At 47.1% G+C, this 3,084-nt stretch carries 3 protein-coding genes; all 3 read left to right on the forward strand.

The features are described from left to right. Positions 1 to 310: SpoIIE family protein phosphatase (locus GRP75_RS22860; protein ID WP_160790449.1), on the forward strand; the 310-nt coding region annotated here is incomplete at its 5' end. After that, complete coding sequence (pknB, locus tag GRP75_RS22865; protein WP_160790450.1) at positions 307 to 2,577, forward strand: Stk1 family PASTA domain-containing Ser/Thr kinase; 2,271 nt, start codon at positions 307 to 309, stop codon at positions 2,575 to 2,577. The genes GRP75_RS22860 and pknB, both read left to right, overlap by 4 nt. A gap of 73 nt (positions 2,578 to 2,650) precedes the next feature. After that, the coding region (gene rsgA / locus GRP75_RS22870; RefSeq protein ID WP_160790451.1) for a GTPase RsgA at positions 2,651 to 3,084 on the forward strand (434 nt) is incomplete at its 3' end.

Genomic DNA, 3,084 nt, shown 5'->3' on the forward strand with positions numbered 1-3,084 from the left:
GGAGAACCATCCTCGTCGCAATGTACTGACACGGGCGCTGGGCACTGATTCCGAGGTGAAAGTGGATATTGACTCCATTGCGCTGGAAAAAGGCGATGTACTGTTACTGTGTAGCGACGGATTAAGCAATCTGGTAACGGAAGAACAAATCAGCAAAGTAGTAGGTGCCGCAGAGAATCCTTTGGAGGAGCGCGCGGATCGTCTGCTACATCTGGCGTTGCTTGCCGGAGGAGACGATAACATTACTGTAGCTTTGTTTGAATTGCCCGACGACACGGTTTCATTGAGTGAAAAGGGGTGTGACGCATGATCGGGCACCTGCTAGGGGGAAGATACGAAATTATTGAGCGTATCGGTGGCGGCGGTATGGCGCTGGTGTATAAGGCTCAAGACATTTTGCTGAATCGCAATGTCGCAGTTAAAGTGTTGCGCCAGCAATTTGTTCATGATGAGGAATTTATTCGCCGATTTCGGCGTGAGGCGCAGTCTGCGGCCTCGCTTTCGCATTCGAATGTGGTCAGTATTTATGATGTCGGCCAAGAGGATGAAATCCATTATATTGTAATGGAGTGCATCGAAGGTAAAAATTTGAATGAGATTATTAAAGAACGTGCACCATTGCAAGTGGATGAAGCAGTACGGATTGCTTCCCAGATTTGTGATGCGCTGGAGCATGCCCACCAAAATCAGATCATTCACCGAGACATTAAGCCTCATAATATATTAATTGGACGTAATGGACGGGTTAAGGTAACTGATTTTGGGATTGCTAGAGCTGTTACGTCAACGACCATTACCCAGACGGGTTCTGTTGTGGGTTCTGTTCATTATTTTTCACCTGAGCATGCAAAGGGTGTCGTCACCGGCGAAAAATCGGACTTATATTCTTTAGGTATTGTCTTATATCAAATGCTGACAGCGCAGCTCCCTTTCCTGGGAGAAAGTCCAATTAGTGTAGCGCTCAAGCACTTGCAAGAGGAATTTGAGGAACCACGTAAAATTAATCCGTTGATTCCGCAAAGTGTTGAAAATGTCATTCTAAAATCCATGCGCAAAAATCCAGAAGAGCGTTATCAATCGGCAGACGAAATGCTAAAAGATCTGGAAACCTGTTTGCTGCCGGGACGGCGTAATGAATCCAAGCTGGAGTTTACACATTTGGATGATGAGGATCAAACACGGGTTATTCCGGCTATTAAGCCTCAACAATTAGGGATGTCTTCTAGTGGCGATGATGTACCTGCTCAACCGCGTGAGTCTGAACAGCTTCCGAGCAAGCAATCGTCCAAAAATAATAGAAAAAAAGCGATCTTGTGGGTAACACTAGTGTTGGTGTTACTTCTGTGCATGGGCGGAGTGGTGTACTATGTGCAAAGTGTACTTGTCGTGCCTGAGGTAAAAGTACCAGGTGTATTGACACAAACAGAAGACCAAGCGAAGGTTAATCTCAGTAAAGCGGGATTACTCATTGAGGAGCCAATCCAGCATGAATACAAAGAGGGAATCGCGCCTGGAGTTGTATTTTATCAAAGCTATCCTGCAGATTCTTTAGTCAAGGAAGGAACCAAGATTAGTCTGAAAGTCGGGATTGCCAAGCCGCTCACCCCGATGCCGGATGTCAAAGGCCAAAGCTACGAGAATGCTGTTAAGCTGCTGACCGCCCAGCAAATTAAGGAGACGCAGATTCAGCAAAATGAGCAGTTCAGTGATCAGGCCGCGGGGACCGTCCTTAGTCAGACACCCGCTGCAAATGAGCCATTTGATAAGGACTCAGTCCAGGTTGTGCTCACAGTCAGCAAGGGCGCTGATACTGTGAAAATGCCAAGCCTGGTAGGGAAGACGCAGAACCAAGCAGAAAATGAGGTTAAAAAGGCAGGGCTGAAGGTTGGCTCGATTAAAGAAGAATTTAGCTATGAGCAGGAAAAAGGAAGAGTAACCAAACAGTGGCCGTCAGAGGCAGGCAGTGAGTTGCCACCAAATACGGAAATTACGTTTTATGTAAGCACGGGTTACCCGCCAGAAGCGATTACACTACCATTTAATGTGCCTGTTGCGCCGAAGGAAGAGGGCAAAAACAGCAAAATTCGTATCACTTATACGGATGCGCGTGGAGAAAATCAGGAATGGGGAAGCCGTACGATTAATACGACACAGATGTTCACTATCAATCTGCTAATGGCTCCGAACAAAGACAGTGTTGTCTCAGTATTTAGAGATGGTGACTTTATTGATACGTATCCAGTCTCTTATATTGAGGCGAAAAATGGAACGGTGACGATGCCCCAAATTGCTCCGCCTGCTGGAACTTCACCAACGGATACACCTGATGGTACTTCCTCGCAGAATGGAAGTGGAGACGGCGAGGAAGGTGATAGCGGGGGATCTTCTAATGATACTGGCAATAGTGGAGGCGACTCGAACAATCAGGAGGGCACAGGAGGTAATGGTGACCCTTCCGCCTTTGTTCCTGGAACGAATTCCACGGGGAGTACGCGCAGTGAGGTGGCGGTTAGTCATAAAAATAACCCAGGCCACGCAAAGAAGAAAAAAGTGATTGAGGCTGTTCAGCATCAGTAAACTTGCAATAGGAAGATGCTCAACCTGTTATACGCAATGAAACTTGAACATTATGAAGGAGGACATCTTACTCATGCCTGAAGGTCTGATCGTCAAGGCGCTTAGCGGATATTATTATGTCTCCAGCCTGGATCAGGATGGGCGTCCGGTATCTGGCGAAGCTACGGTACAATGCAGAGCACGCGGCATTTTTAAGAAAAAAGAGATTACGCCTCTTGTCGGTGATCGGGTCGTTTACGAACTGACTGAGAACGGGGAAGGTATGGTCGAGGAGATTAGAAAGCGTACGACAGAGCTAATTCGTCCTCCAGTAGCTAATACCACGCTAGCCGTGCTACTGTTTTCCTTGCGTGAGCCGGATTTAAACCTGCCTTTACTGGACAAATTTTTAGTCCATATTGAGCACGCCGGACTGGATACGATTATCTGTCTGACTAAGCGCGATTTGTATGAAGGCAGCCCTTCAGAGGATGACACCGTGCTGGCCGTTCAGGAAATGTACCGGAA

Origin of the sequence: Paenibacillus sp. OT2-17 (assembly GCF_009827695.1) — a bacterium.
Lineage (GTDB): Bacteria > Bacillota > Bacilli > Paenibacillales > Paenibacillaceae > Paenibacillus > Paenibacillus polymyxa_B.

Bases quoted from the DNA above. Each gene is read 5' to 3' on its own strand.
- pknB (WP_160790450.1), top strand. From the start codon at position 307: ATGATCGGGCACCTGCTAGGGGGAAGATACGAAATTATTGAGCGTATC.